Raw genomic sequence first — 21,225 nt, 5'->3', positions numbered from 1 at the left:
TTTTTATGAATCTACTCGAATTTCATCCTTCTCTTGTTTCAATTTTCTTAACTCAGGAAAATGTAGAGCAGATAGAGAATTACTCAAATTTAGTTTTTAAATTTTCAGAAAAATTAAAAGAAGTTTTCCCTAATTTAAAAATTTTTGTTAATCAAGATATTGAAATTTTAAAAAAGTATTTTCTTGATATTCAAGCGATTCACTCAACTGATGAGTTGGATTTTTTACAAAAAGTAACTGAGAAATTACCACCTTCTATTTCAGGGGATAGTGATATAGATGAGGTTTTTTTTGTTTATATACCTGGAATCTTTCCTTTACTTGATACAAACCTAACCCAAGAATTACTTTCTCGTCATAAAAAATATCTTTCTCAATATTCTTACTCTGAAAATCTTCCAGCTGGAATAGTTCCCTTTTTTATATCGAGAGAATTTGTGTTATCTCTCCCTAAAAAATTAGAAACGGCTACTCATGAATATTTATTGAAAAATATAAACAATTACGACGTAGAGATTTTTTATTCTCCGCCTGACCTTCGACAATACCGTTTGAATTTTTCTTTAAAGGATTCACGCTCATCAGTTTTAGTAGATTCCTTATTAAAGGAAAATTCTAAGACCACTTACAAAGAAATACTCCCTTTACTCATGAAATTCCCTAAAATATTTCGCTCATCACCGTCTTACATTGAGATTGAATTGTTTAGAGGTTGTGACTTAAAATGCACTTTCTGTCCGAGACAATATATTTCTAATGATTCAGATGGTCAATATTTGAATACAGAATTTCTGCAAAGTCTTTTCAAGGATATGAATGAATATTTTCATTCTCCTTTTTCAGTTTGTTTTGGTGGAATGGGAGAGCCTTTGCTCCATCCAGAATTTAACGATATAGTCAAAGCTGCTCTTTTCACTGACTCCTTAAAGGAGCTTATTGTAGAAACATCTTTGTCCACCGACATTGATAACCTGATTCAGTTTATCGAGGGTCTTTCACTTGGAGAAAAGAAGAAACTTACCTTCATTGTAAATTTGAGTACGTTAGACGAAAAGCAATATCATTCTATTTATGGAAAAAATATTTTACCCGATCTATTAAAGAAAATAAATCAATTGGAAAAATTTCTTCAAAAAGGCAACCTCCATGTTCAGATTATCAAAATGAAAGAAGTCGAAAATCAAATAGAAAATTATTTCAACTTCTTTGAAGAAAAACAAATCAATGTGATTTTACAAAAATACAATCGTTATGCAGAACTAATGCCTGAAAAAAGAGTAAGCGACCTAACTCCAATCAAAAGAGAATTTTGTTGGCATCTCACGAGAGATATGTATATTTGCCACGACGGCAGTGTGGCAATTTGCAGACAAGATTTTCAGAATTCTATAGGCAATCTGAATACGAATTCAATAATCGAGATTTGGAATAGAGGACTTGATTCTTTTTCTAATTCTCTTCACGGAAATCATTCCTTAACAAAAGCACCTTGTTTGCAATGCGATGAGTGGTACACATTCAACGCATAGTGTTTTTGCTTTTGTTCAGGCTCGTAGCGGCTCGACGAGACTACCAAGGAAAGTGTTAAAAACACTTCCTGAAAAATCAAATCTAACTATATTAGATCACATTTATCTTAGATTAAAACAAGTACTGCCTGAGGATAGAATTGTTTTCCTTATTCCTGACAATGATACAGAATTAAAAAAATTTCTTACTCAAAGACAATTTTTGTTTTTTGAAGGTAGTGAAAACGATGTAAGAGAAAGATATATTTTAGCATCTGAAAAATTCGGAGCAAAAGAAATTATTCGTTTAACAGGGGATAATCCTTTTCTTGATGTTTCGTATTTAGAATTATTGTGTGAAGCATTAAACGATTCATTAGCAGATATTGCCTCATTTTCAAATATTCCAATTGGAATGGGTGGAGAAATTTTTACAAATCATGCGTTATGCGAATCACCTTCTGTCAATCTGCAAGATAGACATAGAGAGCATGTCAGCCTTCACATTAAGGAAGACTCACAAAAATTTCAATTTATAAAATTACAATCATACTTGTCAGCAGAAGAAATTCTGATTTCAAAAAAGATACGACTTACGATAGATGAGGATAAAGATTTTGAATTAGCAGAAAAAGTATATTTAGAATTGTGTAAAGATAATTTCTTTTTTGGAGTTAAAGAAGTAATTAGTTTGTATAAAGAAAAGCCTGAAATTTTTACGATCAATGATTCTGTAGAACAAATATCTTTTTCTGTGAATATATCCTCAAAAAACTCAAAACAAAAAATTCAAATTATATACGCTCCCCTAAATACACACGGTACAGGGCATTTTGAAAGAAGTAAAATCCTCCACGTAAAATTATCTGCCCTTGGGTATAACGTATCTTTAAGTTCAAAATTTCAGATAAATGAAAATTTTGATTTAGCTATAATTGATTATAGAGACGTGATTCTTCCTGAAAATTTTTACTCAAAAAAAATACTTTTAATAGATAACTTTGGACCAGATAGAGATCAATTTTATCACTTTGACGTATTGCCTCATCCAAAAATCAATTTTCAGAACTCTTTACAAAATATTCTTTATCCTTCCATAATAGATTATTACAAAGTTCAAAACACCGAGACAAAAACTATCTTAACTTATGCGGGCGGTAGAAACAGAGATGAATCGATACGTCTCGATAAATTTTTGTTTGAGACTTTTGGTTCTGAGTTTCGATATATTCGAGTGGGAGGAGAGTTAAACTCCCCCTTCCCTGTAGAAGTAATATTCAGATTGTCTCGAAATGAATACGTAAATCTTTTAAGTGCATGCTCATGTTTTTGCACGTATTTTGGTCAAAGCCTTATGGAGTCGGTCTATCTCGAAAAAAAAACACTCATCTATTCTATCTCAGATTATCATACGGAGCTTGGAGAATTTTTTTCTTTAAATTCTAATTCAATCTTTCTTGGGCCACTGAACAAACTTAGAAAAATTTCTGTGGATCAAATTCACAAATCAAATCTGATCATTCAAAATTCGGGGTACAAAAATCTAATCAAAAAAATTCAGGATATTTTAAATTAGTGAAAATCATCGGCATTGATCCCGGCTCTCATAGAATTGGTTACAGTGTTGTAGAAAGAGACGAAATAAAGAAAAACAAATTGTCCATTGTTTCCTATGGAACAATCGAAGTTCCACCAAATACAATTTCACCGGAAAATTTATTAATCATTCGCAATGAATTGAAAATGATCCTCGAAGAGCATATTCCTGAATTTGCAAGTGTAGAAGAATTATTTTTTTCAAAAAATCAAAAAACAGCAAAAAATGTTTTTGAATCACGCGGGGTCATCCTATTAACCTTGATTGAAGCCAAGATAAAAATCATTCAGCCTACAGTTTCACAAATTAAAAAAGGAATCACAGGCAATGGAAACGCAGACAAAAAGCAGGTCAAAAAAGCGATACAACTACTCTTTGGAATTAAAAATTTAACAGGACACGATGATTCATGGGATGCTATTGCTGCAGCATTTGTAGGATTTTCAATGATTGGTTCTGGACGAATTGATTTTTAATTCATAAACCTTTATGTATTTCAAAAAATTATAGTATGAGCCAAGTATAGAAATAATCAGACCCGCTTTTCCGTCTAAAAATCCCAACCGAAAAAAGTACATCCAAACAAACTTCCAAAATGCTTTACCAACCGCAAGGACTACGCTACAAGATTTACCTTCACGGAATCTTTCCTTTGCAGTAAGATCAGAATACTTATCTATAAATTTTAAATGGTCTGAAATATTTTTGTAAGAATAATGGAGTAAAGAATTTTTCAGATAAGAAAGTTTACCCGTGGTTATAACTTTTTCGTGTACGAGTTGTCCTTCAAATTTGGAGATAGATTTTTTAAAAAGCCTTATCTGGTAATTGGGATACCACCCGCCATGATATATCCATTGCCCTAAATAAAAAGAAAGTCTGGGTAAATAAAAAGCATCGTATTTTGAAAAAATATTTTCTTTTAATAACAAAATTTCTTGTTTGAGTTTTTGTGAGACAACTTCATCGGCATCCAATGCCAGCACCCAATCATGGGATGCTTTTTTTAAACAGTAGTTTTTTTGATTTACGTAGTTATCAAACTTTCGTAAAAAAGTTTTTGCCTTATATTTTTTAGCAATCTCAAGAGTTCTGTCTGTTGAATGAGAATCTACAATTATAATCTCATCTACAAAATCTAAAGACTTCAAACACGATTCAAGAATATCTTCTTCGTTAAGTGTAATTATGCAAGCAGAAATAGGCATAAAAGAATAATTAGCGATTCAACCTATATAAATTTTGATCTAAAATAATAATGAAAAATTCCAAAAGAGACTTACGCACAAACTAATGATGTTTTCTCTTGCTTTTAAAATTTTCTGTAAACGGAATTTCTAATCTGGCAGTTGTAGAATCATCTGCGATAAAAATTCTAAAATAATTCGGATCGATTCCTTCCCCTTTCAACATAATCAAAATCAGAGCCAACCCAAGACCTGCGCCTTCCGTATTGTCGGCGTTGTCCATATAAAATTGGGCAATGTCTTCATACCCCATACCTTTTTCTAATTTTTCTCGAAGAGACTTTTCTTCTTCTTTTGCAATTGGAGTATTGTTTACAACTTCCACAGTCATTCCGTCTTGGCTATAGGCAAAAGTCACAAGACAATAAAAGCCCTTCTTTTTTGCTTTTAATCCAAACTCATTGGACATTTCTTCGCTAAATATAGATTTGTATTCAACAATACCTTTCGCATAATCTTCAGGATTTTTTATATCCAAATTCCTTTCTTCAAAAAATACTCTCTTTTGATTTGCTTTGCAGGCATTAATGGCAAGCTCTTTAATAATCGTGTAGAGAGTCGGAACCAAGGTAGGGTGGTCGCATTTGTCAAGAATCAAGTCAATGGCTTTTTGAATGTACTCTTCCACTGATTTAGTGATCCGATGAGTTTTTAGTGACAATATTTTTCCATTTTCTATCGAAACTCGAATATTGTCGGATATTTCCATTGTTTGTTGAGCCATAGATTATTATTTATTGAAATCCCTAATTGTTTGTCAAGATACTCACGTTTTAAAATATAGAAAAAAAGACCTAAATTAAAAAATCAGGATATATTCTGCATTTGAAATTTTTCACTCTATTCATATTTTCGGCTTTCTTGAGTTCATTTCTGCAAATAGGCTCTTTAAAATCTGAAGAAATTATTATAAAAAACGTAAAATATTTAAAACCGGGCATGTATGAATGGAGCGAAGTAGTAGATATTGCTATTGGAAGCGGAAAAATCAAATCTATCTTGCCTATTCAAAAAAAGAGACATAATGATTTAAAAGAAAAATATTTGATTCCATCGTTTTGCGACTCTTATGTAACTTTGGGTGCAGATTCTTTAGGGTTTCAAAATAACTATTCAGGAATTAAAAAAGCTCTCCAATCGTTTTTACTTCACGGATTTACCAAAATTCAATCAATCGGAGATGGTTATTGGGTGAAGGCAATAAAAGATGAAATCGACAAAGGTAAAATTTTAGGTCCTGAAATCATAATATCTGAAAGACCTATAATCATAAAATCACCGGAAACCGAAAATTTACCAAATCAACTTTATTATGTAGCAAAGGATAAGGAATCCTTAGAAGAAGAAGTCAAAAATCAAATCAAAAAAAAAAGTCGATTAATTAATATTTTTCACAGATTTGATAAAAATACAACATACAATTACGATGCAAAAATTCTAAACCAAATTGTAAAACTCGCAAATACAGAAAATAAAGAAATTTTAGTGAGCGCTTTTGCAGACAGACAATCTATAATCGAATCTTTATCCTCAGGGGTTCGGGCAATTGCACACCCGATTGGGACGGATGTTCAAGAAGATTTTACTCCATTGTATTCCAATGAATTAAAATGGATTCCTTTGTTTAATGTATATAAATTTCAAAAGAATCAAGGAAAAAAAGAATTGCTGCAAGATTTTCAGTACATGAAAGAAAAAAGCCCTTTTTTTAAAGCAAATTATTCCGAGTTGATGGAAAAGTCTCTAAAACAAACAAACCTCACCCCAGAAGATCAGATTTTAGCAAACAAGGAATATACATCGTATATTTCATTTTTTGAAAAAAATCAAGCTCTTTCTAATAAAATGATTTTAGGAAGCGGAAGCGGAAATTTTTTTTCTTTTCCGGGTATTAGTGGACTTATGGAATTGAAAGTGATTTTTGATGTCACTTTGGATATGAAATCTATTTTAAAAATTGCAACAGAAAATTCTTGTTCATTTTTATCTTCTGAAAAAGAAGGCACGATTCAAGAAGGAAATAAAGCCAATTTGCTGGTTCTAAAAAAAAGCCCATTTTCCGGATTCGATAATTTATTCAGTATTCAAGAAATATACAAAAACGGTAAAAAATTTTTACCGGAAAATCAAAAAGAAACTACAACAGAAATAAAAAATATTAAGAAAAGGAAAAAAGATGGAAAGAAAAAAAAATGATTTTGCAAGCTTGTTAGAGGAAAGTTTTCAAAAAAGAAAATCTATTGAAGAAGGTCTTTTATTTCAAGCAAAAATTACTTCAATACGAACGGATTATGTTTTTATTGAAACACTTACAGAAAAAATCAAAGGAATTATTCCTATAGAAGAATTTACAGAGTCAAATACAATTCCTAAAAATGGTGAGCTTCTATCCGTGCACTACCTTTCTGAAAATCATGGAGACCATTATTTTACGACTATGCTTACAAGGAAAATCTGAATTTTCTAATTTAAAAACTCGCCTATAAAAATGAAATTCCTGTTTTAGGGCAAGTCTCTTCAGAAATAACCGGAGGTTATGAAGTAAAACTTGGAGAGTTAGTCGGATTTTGTCCTTTTTCTCAAATCGACATTGAAGTTAAAGGAAAAAGCCCAAGCGGTAAAAAGTTAAAATTTGCAGTAATGGAAATCCAAGATGGGAAAAACAGCAAAATTGTATTATCCCAAAAAAAAATTACAGACAAAGAAAAAAACTTAAAAATCGAAAGCCTCAAAAATGAATTGAAGGTTGGAAGTTTTGTCACGGGTAGAATCAAATCCATTCATAAGTTTGGGCTAATCGTTGACATTGGAGGAGTTGATGCGTTAATTCCAATTAGTGAATCCTCCTATAAAAAGAATCCAGATTTAGAAAAAGAATTCTCTGTTGGCCAGACTCTACGCGCTAAAATTTTAAACATAGATTGGAAAGAAAAAAAATTCTCTTTGTCCGTAAAAGACTTTATAGACGACCCTTGGGCGAAGTCTTTTCCTTTTAAGGAAGGAGATCTTTTGGAAGGAGTAGTCGAGACAATAAAACCTTTTGGAATGTTTGTAAAGTTAAATGAAAACTTTTCCGGGCTTGTCCCTAATAAAGAAACAGGTCTTCCAATCAGAACTCCTGTTTCAACTCATTATAAAAGTGGAGATAAAATAGAGGTCTATATTTTAGAAGTAAATCCTGAAAAAAAACAAATCGCACTTTCAATTTCTAAGGCAAAAGAGTTTCGTGAAAAATTGGAATACGAAGGATATATGAAACAAGATACGGACTCGTCTGTTTCCAGTTTTGGAATCTTACTAAAAAATTCACTGAATTCCAAGAAATAAGTTGAATGTAGTACTTTATAAACCAGAAATCCCTCCAAATACAGGAAACATAGGAAGGCTTTGCGTAAACACTGACTCTATTTTACATATTGTGGGCGGAGCAAGTTTTGATTTTTCAGAAAAATCTGTAAGAAGGGCGGGTTTAGACTATTGGGAATATCTAAAAATCCATTTTCATACAAATTGGGAAGAGTTTTTGAAATTTATTGATTCCGGTTCGGCAATTTACTATGTTTCAAAATTTGGTTCAAAGATATATTCAAATATAAAATATCCAAACAACCCCTATTTAGTTTTTGGTAACGAAACTAAAGGGCTGCCGCCTGAAATTCTTTCTAAAGCTGAAATTGATAAAATTGTCAAAATTCCAATGGGGGAAAATTCGAGAAGTATAAATTTAAGCAATGCGGTAGCAATCGTATTGTATGAAGCACTCAGGCAAACAAGAAATTGGAAAGAATAATTGGTTTACATTGAATAAGCCAAGAGAGAAATAGAAAAATATGGCTTTCGAGTTATCTCCTGTAGAAATTGAAAAAGAAATCAAGACTCTATTAATGAATGGTCTTCTTGGTAATTCAAAAGATTTCGCTGCTTGGGTGCAAATGGAAACAAAAAGAAAATTTCGAGAACTTCCTTCTATATCTGTAGAAGCTGTAACAGAGTTACTGGAAAAGCTAAAAATTTCAGGGGATGTAGTTTCCAGCAAATTTGATTCAAGAGAATATACAATTTCTGAACAATTATCCTCCACTTTAAAAGTCATTAATTCAGAAAGTTACACTTTATTGGGTGCCCATGTATTTTCTCCATTGCAATATGTTAGAAGCCGTTTAGAATACTTTTTAAGAAGAAATCAAGTTTCCGAAGAAATGACTTTGGATGTTTCGATAGCTGTGATTGAAGCGATGGAAAACGCAGTGAAGTATGGCGACGGAGAAATTATAGAAATTAAATATTCATTAGACAAGTCAAAATTATTTAAAATAAGTATATTAAACAACATCAAAGAGTTTAATCTTCAAAATGATATTGATAGAGGAAAATTTTCTTCAACTGCAACCCTTATGCGGGGAATGATGGTGATGCAAAAATTATTTGATAAAATGGATCTTGATATTTTAGAAAACAACAAACAAGCTCTATTCACGGCGGAAAAAAAAGTCAACTGAGATGAGCGCTTTTCAAATAGAGTCTCCCTATAAACCAGCAGGAGATCAAGTCAAGGCAATTGAAGAAATCGCAAATGCCTTTGAAAAAAACAAACACTCTATTACTCTTGTTGGAGTTACCGGCTCAGGAAAAACATTTACTATGGCAGAAATTATTTCTAAGATAAATAAACCTACCTTAGTATTGTCTCACAATAAAACTTTGGCAGCCCAACTATTTCGTGAATTCAAAGACTTTTTTCCTACTAATGCAGTTGAATATTTTGTGTCCTATTATGATTACTACCAGCCCGAGGCTTACGTTCCTTCTTCCGATACCTATATAGAAAAAGATATGTCTATGAATGAAGAAATTGATAAGTTACGACTTAGAGCGACTTCTTCATTGTTGGAAAGAAAAGATGTAGTGATAGTCAGCAGTGTGTCTTGTATTTATGGTTTAGGCTCACCTGAAGAATACATGAACGCACATCTGATCTTGAATAAAAATGAATCTATTGATAGAAATTCTGTTATAAAAAAATTACTTCATATTCAATACAATAGAAACGATACCGATTTTTCGAGAGGAAATTTTCGAGTAAGGGGAGATACTATTGAGATAATGCCTGCCTACCACGATGAAGGAATTCGTATTGAATTTTTCGGAGACGAAATAGAATCACTCTCCAGATTTCATCCGGTTAGCGGGAAATTAATTTCAAAATTAGATCGAATTGCAGTGTACCCTGCGAAGCACTTTATTACTTCCAGTCCGATGGTAGAAGAAGCCATAAAAAATATCAAACAAGAACTGGAAGAAAGGCTTGTATATTATAAAGAAAAGAATAAACCTTTAGAAGCCGAAAGAATCGAGTCTCGTACAAATTACGATATGGAAATGCTTCAGGAAATGGGCTATTGCAATGGAATTGAAAACTACTCCAGACATTTAACAGGTAGGAAGGCGGGAGAAAGACCAGCGTGCTTAATCGACTATTTTCCAAAAGATTTTCTTTTAATCATTGATGAATCTCATGTAACAGTACCTCAAATTGGAGGAATGTATGCAGGAGATCGATCCAGAAAAGAAACCTTAGTAGAATTTGGTTTTCGCCTTCCGAGTGCTTTAGACAATCGCCCCCTCAATTTCCGGGAGTTTGAGGCGCTTACTCCATTTACTTTGTATGTGTCTGCAACACCCGCCGAGTACGAATTAAAAAAAAGTGAAGCAGTAGTAGAGCAAATTATTCGACCGACAGGTTTACTCGATCCTTTGATTGAAGTGCGTCCCGTAAAAAATCAAATTGAAGATCTATTAATGGAGATTAATAAAAGAAAAGACAAGGACGAAAGAGTTTTAGTTACAACTCTCACAAAAAAAATGTCTGAAGACTTGACAGATTATTTCAAAGAAATGGGAGTTAAGGTTGCCTACTTGCATTCTGAAATTGAGACAATCGAAAGAGTGGAAATCATTCGAGACCTAAGAAAAGGGATTTATGACTGTATTGTAGGAATTAATTTATTAAGAGAGGGATTAGATATTCCTGAAGTTTCCTTAGTTGCTATTTTGGATGCTGACAAAGAAGGTTTTCTAAGAAATTACAAATCTTTGATTCAAACAATCGGGAGGGCTGCACGTAACGTAAATGGGCTTGCAATTTTGTATGCAGATAAAGTTACCGATTCGATGAAATTGGCACAAGAAGAAACTCTCCGAAGACGAAAAATCCAAGAAGAGCACAACAAGAAATTTGGAATCTCTCCTAAATCTATAAAGAAAGAAATAGCCGATATACTTCATAGAGAGGAAAAAATTCTTCAAGAAGAAGAAATCCTTTTAAATGAAATCGAAAAGGAATTCAACCTCCAGAAATTTAAAACTCCTGCTGTCCTCAAAGTAAAACTAAAAGAAGAAATGCTAAAAGCCGCCGAAGAGCTAAACTTTGAAAAAGCGGCAATTTTACGGGATAAAATGATGAAAATCAAATAAATTTTTGCAACATTTCTAAAAAATATCCATCCTACTTAGTATGATTGAAAAAGCATCCGGTTTTATGAAAAACAAAAAGAAAGCTCTTATAGTTGAAGGAGGTGGAATGAAGGGCACTTTTGCGGGTGGGGCACTTGCGATTATGTCTAATATCCATCCTTCTCACCATTTTGATATAGTGGTTGGAGTTTCTTCCGGTTCTTGCTCTGCCGCTTATTATGTCACACACGGTGTCAAAGACACTTCTAAAATTTTTAATAATTTAAATGTTTGGAGACACGAACTATCAGGAAAAAAACTCATCAATTTTTTAAATCCCTTAAAGGGAAAAACTTTTCTCAACCAAGAATATTTGGTCGATTTTTTATTTGGAGAAAAATACCCACTGCCTTTAGAGAATCTTGACCAAAAAAAAGCAGTTCCATTCTATATCGTAGTATCCAATATGAAAACAATGCTTCCTGAATATATCAGAATCACATCAAAAAATATTTTATCTGTTCTAAAAGCAGCAACCGCAGTCCCTATCGCTACAAAGGGAAAGCATACGTTAGGCGACAAGGTATATTCCGATGGAGCTTTGCTTGATCCGATCCCTATAGAGCCAGTATTAGACGCAGGGTATAAAGATATTACAGTTGTTTTGAACAATCCAATTTATCACAAGGCGAAAAAGTACAGTAAATGGTTGAGTAATCTATCCTTCCCCGGAAACAAACAAGCAATCTGGGCTATGCAAAATTATCATCATGTTCGTTACAACCGTGCAATGGAGATTTTAAATAATCCACCCAAAGACGTAACGATTAAAGTGATTGCACCTGATGAAAAACTCCCTACAGGGTTACTTGTAACTGATACGAAAAAATTAAACCTATCGGTTGATCTTGGAATGGAAGCGGCTAAAAAATTTTTTCAGAAGAATAGTTCAAAGATAAAAAATTTCTTAGAATCTGTTCAACATTTTCATTTTCGGAATTAAATTACAAATAAAAAAGCGTGTCTGAAATCATTTCCAGGTCACGCTTTTCATAAACTACTTAGAATGGAGCTGTATTATCGGAGCTTCCATTTACAGAATTTGTACCAGCAGATGAACTGGAAGTACCGTTAAAAGGAGTTCCATTTCCCCACTGAGCATTTAATGAAGTCAAAGCGGTTGCGGATGACCCTGTAGGAATTCCTACCCCCGTAAATAAATTAATCGAGGCAATACTTGCAGCATCCATAGAAGCTGGATATGTTGTGTTTGCAGTCGTCCTTGGTGCAGTTGCCAAGTTATCCTGTAGAGCTTTAAAATCAGTATAGAGTGCATCATTTGCAGCAAGGCTTTCTACTCCGTACAAACTAGCATTTGATCCGGTATAGGTAAAGTAAGCCGGATTTTTGATATTAGTAAGAAAATACACTCCTTGTGCTCCTGAATTTGTTGGCGCAACCGCAAGTAGTGAATCTAAACAATTTTTCAAATTGGCTACAGAAAATGTAGATAAAAGTGAAGTTGGATTTCCATTGTTCGGGGTTTGAGCAATATATGACGCACCACAAGAAGTTATTCCATAACCGGCTAAACTATTTACCGTGGATACAGTTGATGAATTTGCCAATATAAATGAAGTCCAAACTTGTCCAATATTTCCAAGAGAAGTATTGGAAAATACCGTAGAAGTATTATCGGAAGACAACGGAAATGCAGCATTGATTACAGCCTTCCCAGAATTTCCAATCGCATTAAATACGTATGTTCTGTCAGCTGCAGTAACACCTGTTGCGTTTGGGTTGAAGCCGTAGGCAGTATAACCACCATCCATCTTTGTAGTACCGCTTACTTCCTGAACAAAAAAGTGAGCTTTGTCTTGGTAGTTCGGTCCTATATCTTGCATAATCACAACCATAGTTCTTGTGTTTGTGCTGGCTTTATATTCAAAATTGATGTACGCTTTTGAGAGAGTAGTAGCTGTAGCAGATGATAAAAATCTTACCCAGAGATACCCATTTATACTTCCACTTGCAACGCTACCTGTGTAATTCATTTCAATTGCTTTGTTATTTGCGTAAGCACCACCTGCGTTGTTCCACCAAATTTCTAATAGCTTTCCGCCTGAAAGTTTTGTACTTGATTTGTAGCTGTATTTAGCAGGCTTTTCACCCCAAGTGCTTGTTCCTGTGAGTGCCGTTGAGCTTACAGTGACATTCAAATCTTCTAGCGCTTTTACAAGATCACCAATGGATTTCGCAATATCTCTGGTATTTTTTGCGGTTACTTTTACAAGATCAAAAACTCCTGCGACAGAGCTTGTCCCTGATTTGAATTTATAATCGCTGGTCGCTAAGGTTTGTCGGATAGATGAGCTTGCTGAACTTGCAGAAGATTTATAAATACTTGCAGGAATATCTGCAAAACCACCGTACATGTCTCTTTGCCCACTCGCCAATAAAGCCGCCAATACGAATAGTCCTGTTTTATCGTCTTTATCTTTCTTGCAAGAAAGAGTTAAAATTACAGATACCAGTACAATAGAAAGAATTGTGCCGATACTTGCAAATTTTTGAGCAAGTTTCATTTTTTTCATATCAAAATCTCCTTTAATTTTACTAATTAGTAAATAAATTCTGTATATTGGATAACATTATAAAATCAAATAAAAAATATACAAGCAAAATATACAAAAATATTCAAAAAAATACAGCTTCACAGAAGAAATAGCAATAGCTGGCTTGTATTGGTAAAATAGTTTTTGCTTCTATTTTATGTAAAATTTTAAATGATAAGTAAAAAAAAACAACCCAAAGGAATTACTTTTGGGTTGTTTTGCATAAAACGAAGGGAATTACTTGTTTTCGATAGCTTTAGCTTTTGCAACTAGAGCATCTTTTCCGCCTTCAAATTTAGCATAGATAACACACTGGCATTCTTCCCAGTTGTCTTTAGAAACATCTTTTGGATCAGAACCTGGACCGGTTGCTTTACAATCATAAGCTCCAACGCCTTTTACAACACCAGCGCTTTGAGACACGATTACAGAACCTGTAGATTCTCCATCAGATACTCCAGATGCACCTTCGATTGACTCTCCGATCATCTTCTTAACTACATCGTTTGCACCTTGTAGTCTTGCAGCTTCACGACAGGTTGACTGCATCATAGCCTGGCTTTTCTTAGCAACCGCTTTTGCAGATGCCCTAGCCGGATATTTCATGTAGTACCAATCTTTTGGAGCTGTGTCCTTTGGTGTTTTTTTGTCGGCTCTTACTTCAGGTGGGCCTCCCCAACCTTCAAAAATCCAACCACCATCGCCTGTAGTAGTAGCATCTCTTTGACCAGTGTCTGTGCTGCCACATCCGATGTAGCCGATAATACCGACCATTAAAATCAAAAGACTCTTTTTCATTAATTTCTCCTTACTAATTTAGAGTTAAGTACCATAATTGCACGATTGATTTTTTTTTGAAAGCAATATTTTAGAAAGGAAAAAATTTTTTTCCAAAATATGTCTTTTTTGTGTCATTTTTTAATAAATAGCAGATCCAAAAGGATTATTTTATAATTAATACGCAAAAATATAAGAAAATTTAGTATTCATAGCGGTTAAGACTTTAATTGATACATTATAAATGTGACAGTATTCCAAGAAACTAAGCAATCGGTTGAATTTTCTATTTTTGCAAAAATTAAAACAATTATGCTCTAATGTCTCTATGTAGCATTATAAAAATTTAATTGACTGGTAGTGCATGGTTGTCTCTATGTTAGTAGATTTCTCTTGGAGAATAATATGATTAAAAATTTTTTCATTCTAACTTTTGTGTTTGCTTTAGGAAACTGCATGATGTTAGATAAAGCTGATGTTACACCCGATACAATGAGTGGGAAGGAAGCGAAATTATTGATCTTAGAAAGAGCAATTCTTGGAGCTACCGCAGGTGGCAATCCTTCTGTGACTGCTTTGTTAGCCAACCGTCTTGCGAATGTTCAAGATGATTTATATTACAAGAGATCCGATGTGCACAAATGTGCAGAAGATGTTTTGCTGATAAATTTTTTGACGATTGATGTCGGTGGAATAAACTGTTCATTAAAGCCACATCCAAAAATTGTACAAGGCGTTATGTAACAAAAAATTTATAAAAAATTGATATTATTAAAACAAAACTACAAACTAAGCAAAATTCATAAAAAATATTTCTTATGAAAATAGCTGTAGTTTTGTTTTTTTTCTTTATTATCGAAATCTTTGCTTCAGAAATTGCATTTCTACCGGTAATTTTAAGAAAAGATTTTTCCGAAAACAATAGAATTCACAACATTAGCGAAATCTCTCTTGCTGAATTGTCCGGTTTCTATGCAGAAGAAAATTTTTTGATAGATGTTTCTAAAATAAAAAATTACTCAAATCTACTTCCAAAAACTTTTTCTAAACAATTCCTTTCTAATAAATGCACAGAGTTAGAAGCGGATTATCTTTTTTTAAGCGAAGTAGAAATCACGGACTCGACTTCGATTTCTTCAAGGGTTTACAATTGCAGGGGTAGGTTTGTCAGCCAAAACGATACTGTAATTCGAGCTGATTTTTTTAACTCGTTTGAAAAACATATCCGAAAGACTTTAAATTTTTTACCAGAGAAAAAGAAATCTGAACCAATACATGGACTTGAAAAAGAAGAAATATTTTTTCTTATAGACCCGTCTCCCGGATTTATGGAAGAAAGGCAAAACTTAGAAAGTTTGATTCGAGAAATTAAAGACATATCTAATGTATCTATCGGTTTAATATTTCCTTCTAGAAAAAAACCAAAATTTATTTCTCCTTCGATTGGAAATTCAGAAGTCCTAAACAATTTAGCAAATTTTCACAAAGAAAAAATATTTTTAGAAGATGTAAGAGATTCTATTTTTTACTCTTTTAGAAATCTCCAAGAATCAAAAACGAAAAATAAAAAGTTTATTATTGCTACAGGCTCAAAACCCAAAAGCGATCCATTTGATTTTTCAGAGGTTGTGTCTTCTCTAACTCGTTTGGACTATGAGGTGTACATAATTACAGGCTCGTATTTTGACAGTACGATAATGGAAATTTACAAGAAAGCAGGAAGGAAAAACAAAAATGGCTTACAGTATATTACTCACTACCAAAAGTTAGGCAGCTCTGATGGATTGAAAACAATTTTTATAAATGACGGAAAGGTTTTTTTAACAGACGGGTTTGAAAAAACTGAAAGAGATTTCGATTCTTTAAATAAAGTTTTGATCCCGTCTTCGCAAGTCTATTCTAAAGTTGCTTATCCATATTTTGGAAATATGGTAGAAATTTATGAGTCTGTATATCAAAAGAAAGTTTTAGAAAAAGGGAAGGTTCATAACAATATAAAGTCAATCGTAAATAGTATTTTACAAAATAAAAAATCCAATACTCTTCCTGACTATAAAAAAGTATTAATAAAATCTAACGACTTATCTATATGGTTAAAAATTCCCAAAATAGATGAATCCTATCTAGAAAAAGAGATAACTGTCAAGACTACTTTTGTAAGAGATAGCAACAATTCATTCGGGTTTTCCAATATCCCGAATCATACCACCCTCAATCCAAGGCTCACTCCTTCTATGCTTACTTTTTCTCCGAGAGAAATCGGTAACTATATAAAACAAAGCCAAGAAAATTTTCTTAAATGTTTTATCAAAGGAAGAGTTTATGAAATTAAATAGCCAATCTGCATAGATTATTTTCTTTTTAAGAGTTCGAGCCTATGACAGAAAAACAAATCGTATTCGGTAAATCCAAAGAAACTCAAAAAACCAAAGATCTGTTAGATCAAATTGCTCAAAATAAATTGTCTGTTTTGATCGAGGGAGAATCAGGTACCGGAAAAGATACTTACGCAGAGTATATTTTTGCCAACATAGAGGAAAGCAAGTATCATTTAAAAATAGACAGCTCAATTCTCTCCAACTTTGTCTTAGAAGAAATCCTCTCCAAATTTCCACAAAATGAGTTGGTGTATCTTTGGATCGACAGATTAGAAATATTGAATCTCGAATCGCAAGGTTTACTACTTCAATGGATAAACAATTGTGAAAATAATTACAAACATATTCGGTTTGTTTTTTTTTCAAGCTCATCTTTAAGTAAACTTGTTTCAGAAAAAATTTTCAGGGAAGATTTATATTTTCGAATCAACAAAATTAAAATTCTTATTTCTCCTCTACGAAATAGAAGAGAGGAAATTGCCGAGTTGGTAAATTATTTCATCGTAAATTTTTCTTCCAAGCACAATAAGAATATCCAATCGGTCGATAAAGGTTTTGAATCTTTTTTGTATAATTATCACTGGTCTGGAAATATCAGAGAATTAGAAAACTTTATAGAAAGAGTAATTATTTTTTCAAAGAAAAATTCTTTGGATGAAAAAGAAATTCCTTCTGAAATTTTTTCACCAAACAGAATTACTAGAAATTTGAATATTGTTGCCGGTATTCCTTTAGTTGATTACGAAAAAGAAATTCTTATAAAAAATTTAGAGTTCGTAAACTGGAACAGAAATAAAGCCGCCGCTATTCTTGGGATTTCAGAAAGAACTCTCTATCGTAAAATTAAAGAGTTTCAAATAACGAACCCGAAATTTGTTTAATAAGTTGAATTCAGGGATCTAAAAAATTTTTATTGCATTCAAAACATTTTAAAATCATAAAAAAATTTACTGGACTATATTCATAACAAAAAATATTTTCCTATTAACTTAAAATTTTCTTTCAAGGACAATTATTGTGAAAAAAATTATCTTCTTTGTTGCAGCACTTTCTGTTTTTTCTGTATTCGCTGAATCTTCTTTTCAACCCGGGAAAATTAAGGTTACTGCAAGGTCTTTAATCGTACGAAATATCGCATCCCAGGGTGGAACAGAGGTAACCCAAGTAAAACGAGGTGATATACTAAATGCAGTCGAAAGATCAATCAATGAATCTACTATAGAAGAATTCACGGACTATTGGTATAAAATCAATCTTCCAAAAAATAAAACCGGATGGGTTTTTGGAGCTTATATTACTTTTGATGTGAATTTGGAAAGTGGTCTTCGCTGGAAAAATCAAAACCCAGGGCAAGGCAATAAATTTACCGGAATTAATATTGCCCCAAATGGGAATATCTTTTTAGGAACAGAAAGTGGTGTGCTCTTTTTAAGCAATGATAAAGGAAAATCATGGAGAAAGATTGTGCCGCAAGTGCTTGGAATTAATCTTGCAACTATTAATAAAATTACTTCTGATGAGAAAGCAATCTGGATTGCCGGCAGTGGGGATACTAAAGGTGGGGTATGGAAAACTTCAAATAATGGAAACTCATGGACACAGTTTACTACCTCCCAGGGACTTCCCTCAAACGAAATATATGATATAGCAATATCGCCTAACGTAATTTATGCTGCTACAAGAGGAGGTATTGCAATTTCCAAAGATCAGGGCTTGACATGGGCAATTATGGAAGGAGAGTTTAAAGAAAGAGTCTTTTCGACTGCAACTTCCCAAGACGGTAAAGTATTTATTGGAACGAATAAGGGATTGTATGTATTTTCAGAGTCAAAAGGACTTTTTGGGGGTACAAAAAAATTATGGAAAAGACTCGGCGAGAACGCTCCGAATATGGGAGAGCAAATTTACAGTATTGCAATATCGCCTAACGGTGATATTTATATTGGTTCAGAAAATGGTTTGAGCAAATCAAATATTACCAATTTAGATACTTGGTCAGGAATTGGAGGAAAAACAAATGTGAATTCTATTCTGATTGGTCAATCCGGAAAAATCATCATAGGCACTGATAACGGATTGAATATTTCATTAGACAACGGAATTTCTTGGGTAACTTACAAAAAAGAAAATGGTCTTGCCGGAAATAGAATTAATCAAGTGTCCATTCATCCAACCGAAAAAAATATATGGGCTATTGGTTTGGACGGTGTTAGTTTTCACGAATAAAAAATAATGCTCGAACGTCTCATAAAAAATCTAAAACCCATCTTGCAAAAGATGGGTTCTGCTTTGGACAGTATAAAGATTTTTTTAGAACTCCATTGGAAAAAAATTTTATCGTATTCTGTTTTATTCTCAGTAATAGCAAGTGCCATCTTATTTGGTGGAGTCTATATTCAATTTAGGTTAGATAAGACTTCCATAGTATCTTCTTTAAAAAACTATAAGTTATGGATGGAAGGGACAGGTAGTTTTCAAGCAAAACCTACAATTAAAATTTACGGAATAAACAAAGTACTTCTCGGTGAATATATTCCAGAAAGAATTTCCAGAATATCTTCAAAAAATTGTTCAAAGATGAATTGGCTCAATAAGGCTACAGTGTCATCTGAAGATAGAGAATTTTTTAATCATAAGGGAGTTTCTTTCAGGGGAATGTTTCGCGCTGCGCTAAGAAATATACTTTCTTTGGATATTAAAGAAGGTGCGGGAACTATCACACAACAACTTGGAAGAAATCTTTTTACTTCCAGATCGACTCCTGCAATTCTAAGAAAAATATACGAAACTTACACTGCCTTTGTAATTGAAGAAATTTACAACAAAAATGAAATTCTTTGTCTTTACTTGAATAAAATTTATATGGGTGAAGGAAGAATCGGAGCTGAAGAAGCAAGCTGGTTTTATTTTAGAAAACCTCCTTGGTCACTCACTGCCGCTGAAGCATCTATGATTGTTGGAATATTTCCTTCTCCTGCAAGATACAGCCCACTAAATAATATTCAAATATCTCTAAAAAAACAAGATATCGTTATTGAGACTTTGATTCGAGACTCCCATTTAAAAAATAGTGAAAAGAAAAAAATTATAGGAGACTTCAAAAAATTATACAATGTAGAATCTTCAGAAAAAGAAAGTTCTTCCGGGACTATCGGGCTTTATGGTGCGAGTAGATATTTTCGATTTAATTCTGCACCCGATGTGAATGAATACGCAATTGAGTATTTAAGAAAAAATTTCCCTGAAGAAATAATCAATGAAGGTGGAATGCAAGTTTTTACGTCTATAGATTCTAAAGTGCAGGCAAATGCGATTTCTGCTTTAAGAAGAGGAGTTGAAAAAATTAGAACAAAATTAAAAAAAACTTCTTCAGATAAAAATTTAAAACATACCGAATCTGGATTGAATGGAGCTTTGATTTCCTTGGATTCAAACACTGGTTTTATTAAAGCAGCTGTTGGAGGATATACTATAAATGATTCAGGTGGCCAGATCAATAGAATCACTTCCATGAAACGCCAGCCGGGATCCGCCCTAAAAGGTTTTTTATATGCGGCTGCAATAGAAGAACAAATCATAAACGAAAATTCTACTCTGATTGATGAACCTATTTCAATTGGTGGGTATTCTCCAAAGAATTGGTATAAGGGATATAAGGGGAGCATCCCTCTAAAACAAGTTATCGCACAATCCGTAAACACAACTGCAGTAAAAGTTTTAAATGAAATTGGGATCGAAAAATTTAAGTCTTATATGGGCAGAGCTTTGGGACTGGATTTTTTTAGCTACACGAGAAGATTCCCAAGTAATTTAACAATTGCACTTGGCTCAGCAGAGCTAACACCTTTGGAACTTGCAATCCTGTACTCTTCAATTTCTAATGGCGGTGTTTCTATTTCACCAAAATTAATTCTAAAAATTGAAAGTAAATCAGGAGAAGTTCTATGGGAAGATACTTCTTTCATTCAACCTGAACAAATTTTTTCAAAAGCTACATGTGAATCTATTTTACATTTAATGGAATCTGTATTTGAAGAAGAAGGAACTGCTGAATGGATAGGAAAGAGACGAAATAAATCAGGAGATTTTTTAGCATTTCCCGCAGCCGGAAAATCTGGAACAGTTCAAACTGACGAAATTGTCAAAAAAAAATATTCAGGAGCAAAGGGAGTTCATGATATTTGGTTTGTAGGGCTTGTTCCGAAAAATGTTACTGTAGTTTGGATTGGGCATGATGCTGGATTTCCATTTGATGGCAGTGGAGCAAGTAATGCCGGATCTGTGTGGGCAAATTTTGCACAAAGTACGTTTCCCGGTATGAAAGATAAAGATTTTTTTTCAAATGAATCCGATTCAATTCCAAACCGTGAAGAAACTTTTGAAAAAACCAATGATGAAAAAAATGAAAGTATTCAAAAAGATGAAATAATTACATCGCCGGAAGAAAAACCAAAAGGTTAGGTACAAGCACTTTTAACCATTTTATATTGGTTTTTTATTTGGCAGTTTTGAGTGGTTTTGGTCAGGTATTTTTTTCTATTCGTCGGGCTTGTGTCTTATTAGCCTATTATAGCGAGTAGTTTTTCTCTTGGAGAGGTAAGAACCCCCCGCAATCATGGTTACCGGGGTGGGAACTCCATTCTCGAAGAA

18 protein-coding genes and 1 pseudogene (1 of these 19 running past the window's edge) are annotated in these 21,225 nt (G+C 33.1%); 14 read left to right on the top strand and 5 right to left on the bottom strand.

The genetic code is table 11. The features are described from left to right. The first annotated feature begins 5 nt into the window (after positions 1-5). Genes HS129_11075 through HS129_11065 form a run of 3 tightly spaced genes read left to right on the top strand, consistent with a single transcriptional unit; the run spans position 6 to position 3,581 of the window. Positions 6-1,529, top strand: a complete 1,524-nt coding sequence (locus tag HS129_11075) for a spiro-SPASM protein (protein MBE7412580.1) — start codon at positions 6-8, stop codon at positions 1,527-1,529. Beyond that, complete coding sequence (locus tag HS129_11070) at positions 1,504-3,084, top strand: spore coat biosynthesis protein F (GenBank protein ID MBE7412579.1); 1,581 nt, start codon at positions 1,504-1,506, stop codon at positions 3,082-3,084. Before HS129_11075 ends, HS129_11070 begins: the two co-directional genes overlap by 26 nt. Beyond that, positions 3,084-3,581 (top strand): crossover junction endodeoxyribonuclease RuvC, encoded by a 498-nt coding sequence (locus HS129_11065; protein MBE7412578.1) that lies wholly within the window; start codon positions 3,084-3,086, stop codon positions 3,579-3,581. Before HS129_11070 ends, HS129_11065 begins: the two co-directional genes overlap by 1 nt. On the opposite strand, the gene HS129_11060 is transcribed toward HS129_11065, so the two are convergent. Continuing rightward, positions 3,549-4,313: a glycosyltransferase family 2 protein gene (locus HS129_11060; GenBank protein MBE7412577.1), complete on the bottom strand. Its 765-nt coding sequence runs from the start codon at positions 4,311-4,313 to the stop codon at positions 3,549-3,551. The two genes, HS129_11065 and HS129_11060, sit on opposite strands and share 33 nt — an antisense overlap. An 82-nt stretch (positions 4,314-4,395) precedes the next feature. Beyond that, entirely contained in the window at positions 4,396-5,076 is a 681-nt protein-coding gene (locus HS129_11055; protein MBE7412576.1) for a histidine kinase, read from the bottom strand. A 101-nt stretch (positions 5,077-5,177) separates the two neighbouring features. Here HS129_11055 and HS129_11050 point away from each other — a divergent pair, with 101 nt between their 5' ends. The 6 genes and pseudogenes from HS129_11050 to HS129_11025 all read left to right on the top strand — a co-directional run bounded on the left by HS129_11050 (position 5,178) and on the right by HS129_11025 (position 11,808). Next, positions 5,178-6,548: an amidohydrolase family protein gene (locus HS129_11050; protein MBE7412575.1), complete on the top strand. Its 1,371-nt coding sequence runs from the start codon at positions 5,178-5,180 to the stop codon at positions 6,546-6,548. Next, positions 6,529-7,679 (top strand): annotated as a pseudogene (locus tag HS129_11045) (S1 RNA-binding domain-containing protein). The gene HS129_11050 and the pseudogene HS129_11045 overlap by 20 nt, the downstream one beginning before the upstream one ends. Position 7,680: 1 nt before the next feature. Continuing rightward, positions 7,681-8,142 carry a tRNA (cytidine(34)-2'-O)-methyltransferase gene (locus tag HS129_11040; GenBank protein ID MBE7412574.1) on the top strand — a complete coding sequence of 154 codons (462 nt, stop codon included), beginning with the start codon at positions 7,681-7,683 and terminating at the stop codon, positions 8,140-8,142. Positions 8,143-8,182: 40 nt separating this feature from the next. After that, positions 8,183-8,851 (top strand): ATP-binding protein, encoded by a 669-nt coding sequence (locus tag HS129_11035; GenBank protein MBE7412573.1) that lies wholly within the window; start codon positions 8,183-8,185, stop codon positions 8,849-8,851. 1 nt (position 8,852) lies between these two features. Next, the gene (gene uvrB / locus HS129_11030) at positions 8,853-10,826 is read left to right on the top strand and encodes an excinuclease ABC subunit UvrB (GenBank protein ID MBE7412572.1); all 1,974 of its coding nucleotides are present in this window, start codon (positions 8,853-8,855) and stop codon (positions 10,824-10,826) included. 40 nt (positions 10,827-10,866) lie between these two features. Then, entirely contained in the window at positions 10,867-11,808 is a 942-nt protein-coding gene (locus HS129_11025; GenBank protein MBE7412571.1) for a patatin-like phospholipase family protein, read from the top strand. A gap of 58 nt (positions 11,809-11,866) precedes the next feature. On the opposite strand, the gene HS129_11020 is transcribed toward HS129_11025, so the two are convergent. Together HS129_11020 and HS129_11015 are read right to left on the bottom strand one after the other, a co-directional pair. After that, positions 11,867-13,399 carry a hypothetical protein gene (locus tag HS129_11020; GenBank protein ID MBE7412570.1) on the bottom strand — a complete coding sequence of 511 codons (1,533 nt, stop codon included), beginning with the start codon at positions 13,397-13,399 and terminating at the stop codon, positions 11,867-11,869. A gap of 258 nt (positions 13,400-13,657) precedes the next feature. Next, positions 13,658-14,218: a lipoprotein LipL21 gene (locus HS129_11015; GenBank protein ID MBE7412569.1), complete on the bottom strand. Its 561-nt coding sequence runs from the start codon at positions 14,216-14,218 to the stop codon at positions 13,658-13,660. 435 nt (positions 14,219-14,653) lie between these two features. Between HS129_11015 and HS129_11010 the strand changes: the two genes are divergently transcribed. The 5 genes from HS129_11010 to HS129_10990 all read left to right on the top strand — a co-directional run bounded on the left by HS129_11010 (position 14,654) and on the right by HS129_10990 (position 21,036). Further along, positions 14,654-14,941, top strand: a complete 288-nt coding sequence (locus tag HS129_11010; protein MBE7412568.1) for a TIGR04452 family lipoprotein — start codon at positions 14,654-14,656, stop codon at positions 14,939-14,941. A 74-nt stretch (positions 14,942-15,015) separates the two neighbouring features. Next, positions 15,016-16,533 (top strand): hypothetical protein, encoded by a 1,518-nt coding sequence (locus HS129_11005; protein ID MBE7412567.1) that lies wholly within the window; start codon positions 15,016-15,018, stop codon positions 16,531-16,533. Between the two features lie 41 nt (positions 16,534-16,574). Then, positions 16,575-17,456 (top strand): sigma-54-dependent Fis family transcriptional regulator, encoded by an 882-nt coding sequence (locus HS129_11000; GenBank protein ID MBE7412566.1) that lies wholly within the window; start codon positions 16,575-16,577, stop codon positions 17,454-17,456. Positions 17,457-17,586: 130 nt separating this feature from the next. After that, positions 17,587-18,801, top strand: coding sequence for an SH3 domain-containing protein (locus HS129_10995; GenBank protein ID MBE7412565.1), 1,215 nt, complete (start codon positions 17,587-17,589; stop codon positions 18,799-18,801). A 6-nt stretch (positions 18,802-18,807) separates the two neighbouring features. Further along, the gene (locus tag HS129_10990; GenBank protein MBE7412564.1) at positions 18,808-21,036 is read left to right on the top strand and encodes a penicillin-binding protein; all 2,229 of its coding nucleotides are present in this window, start codon (positions 18,808-18,810) and stop codon (positions 21,034-21,036) included. Between the two features lie 75 nt (positions 21,037-21,111). Here HS129_10990 and HS129_10985 read toward each other — a convergent pair whose 3' ends face one another. Then, positions 21,112-21,225 carry the 3' end of a DUF1564 family protein gene (locus tag HS129_10985; GenBank protein MBE7412563.1) on the bottom strand. It continues 351 nt past the right edge of the window, so the window shows 114 of its 465 coding nt (coding positions 352-465); its start codon lies off the right edge, out of view; the stop codon is at positions 21,112-21,114.

The organism is Leptospiraceae bacterium (assembly GCA_015075105.1).
Classification (GTDB): domain Bacteria; phylum Spirochaetota; class Leptospiria; order Leptospirales; family Leptospiraceae; genus JABWCC01.
The sequence above is the reverse complement of the archived record's forward strand: the minus strand, read 5'-3'. Positions and strand labels throughout refer to the sequence as shown.

What these genes read in the sequence shown, in the direction of transcription:
- HS129_11005 (MBE7412567.1), top strand. Translation starts at nt 15,016, where the DNA reads ATGAAAATAGCTGTAGTTTTGTTTTTTTTCTTTATTATCGAAATCTTT.
- HS129_11060 (MBE7412577.1), bottom strand. Translation starts at nt 4,313, where the DNA reads ATGCCTATTTCTGCTTGCATAATTACACTTAACGAAGAAGATATTCTT.
- HS129_11025 (MBE7412571.1), top strand. Translation starts at nt 10,867, where the DNA reads ATGATTGAAAAAGCATCCGGTTTTATGAAAAACAAAAAGAAAGCTCTT.
- HS129_11035 (MBE7412573.1), top strand. Translation starts at nt 8,183, where the DNA reads ATGGCTTTCGAGTTATCTCCTGTAGAAATTGAAAAAGAAATCAAGACT.
- HS129_10990 (MBE7412564.1), top strand. Translation starts at nt 18,808, where the DNA reads ATGCTCGAACGTCTCATAAAAAATCTAAAACCCATCTTGCAAAAGATG.
- HS129_11075 (MBE7412580.1), top strand. Translation starts at nt 6, where the DNA reads ATGAATCTACTCGAATTTCATCCTTCTCTTGTTTCAATTTTCTTAACT.
- HS129_11070 (MBE7412579.1), top strand. Translation starts at nt 1,504, where the DNA reads ATGAGTGGTACACATTCAACGCATAGTGTTTTTGCTTTTGTTCAGGCT.
- HS129_11055 (MBE7412576.1), bottom strand. Translation starts at nt 5,076, where the DNA reads ATGGCTCAACAAACAATGGAAATATCCGACAATATTCGAGTTTCGATA.
- HS129_11010 (MBE7412568.1), top strand. Translation starts at nt 14,654, where the DNA reads ATGATGTTAGATAAAGCTGATGTTACACCCGATACAATGAGTGGGAAG.
- HS129_11015 (MBE7412569.1), bottom strand. Translation starts at nt 14,218, where the DNA reads ATGAAAAAGAGTCTTTTGATTTTAATGGTCGGTATTATCGGCTACATC.
- uvrB (MBE7412572.1), top strand. Translation starts at nt 8,853, where the DNA reads ATGAGCGCTTTTCAAATAGAGTCTCCCTATAAACCAGCAGGAGATCAA.
- HS129_11000 (MBE7412566.1), top strand. Translation starts at nt 16,575, where the DNA reads ATGACAGAAAAACAAATCGTATTCGGTAAATCCAAAGAAACTCAAAAA.
- HS129_11020 (MBE7412570.1), bottom strand. Translation starts at nt 13,399, where the DNA reads ATGAAAAAAATGAAACTTGCTCAAAAATTTGCAAGTATCGGCACAATT.